Raw genomic sequence first — 1056 nt, forward strand, 5'->3', positions numbered from 1 at the left:
TAAAGAATCGCCAAATCCTTATTCACCCCTTGGCGATACTTAACTTGCAAAGAGCGACGATTCCTCAACCCAGTTAAATTATCGGTGTTGGATTGACGATACAGATAGAGAGAAACACAAATTGCCAATACAAGTACGAATAGAAATACCGCTTGGGTTTGTGTTGCCAATCGCACCTCATACTCTAACGCCGTGCGCCAATCTGGACGCAAATCGTATTGAGCCACAATTTTGTCAACGCCCAACATCGCGATCGCGCGGCTAAAATATGGCGCTAACATTGCACCGCGTTCATTCGCGACGAGGCCGATAGACAACTGCGAACTGTAAAACTCCCCTATCGCGGTATCTTGCTCGATGGGCACAAGCTCGCTCAAACGAAGGAAATGGTTGAGCATTGCCGTATCCATCGGGATGTAATCCACCTCCCCTTTAAGCAATGCTTCAATAAGATTGTGCTGCGTGTTAAAACGCTCAAGCTCTTTCAACGGTAAAAGCTGAGTCATCATTTGATCGAAGAAATCGTCTTTGACTACACCGATTCTTTCAGAGATCAATTGTGACACATGGGAATAGGTGTTTGGCTTGTAGCCCAATCGCTTGACCATCACTGAAGCTGGTGAATAGTGTGGTCTTGGAAAATAGCTGAATTCATGCCGTTCTCTGCTCACCGTTAATGGTGCCAAAATATCAAATTCACCTTTCATAAACTGGCGATACATCGACTCCCAACTTTCGTTAGGCTCACTGATGATCACACAGTTTAAATCCAAAATTTCACAGCTTTGTAGAACGATATCGGCTGTCATCCCTTGTACGGTGCCATCAGGGTTGTACACCACATAAGGAAAGATGGATTCCATTTTGATTCGAATTGGCTCTTTTAAATCGACAGGCAGTAACTTGATCGCATCTCGCAGGGCTGAACGTCTCAACTCAAATTGATACAACGCGATTTGCTCACGAAGTTGCTTTTGTACCGCTTCACCATGAATAAACGAGGCAAAGGTATCCAACGCTTCTAAGTGGCGACCTTTTTTACTAATGATAGAAACA

General features: G+C 44.4%; 1 protein-coding gene. It reads right to left on the reverse strand.

What is annotated here, in order from left to right; all coding sequences use genetic code 11:
- Positions 1-1056 (reverse strand): substrate-binding periplasmic protein (locus R7E00_RS25035; protein ID WP_318124913.1); only part of this gene is annotated, 1056 nt, incomplete at both ends.

Origin of the sequence: Vibrio sp. Vb1755, assembly GCF_033338635.1 — a bacterium.
Lineage (GTDB): Bacteria > Pseudomonadota > Gammaproteobacteria > Enterobacterales > Vibrionaceae > Vibrio > Vibrio alginolyticus.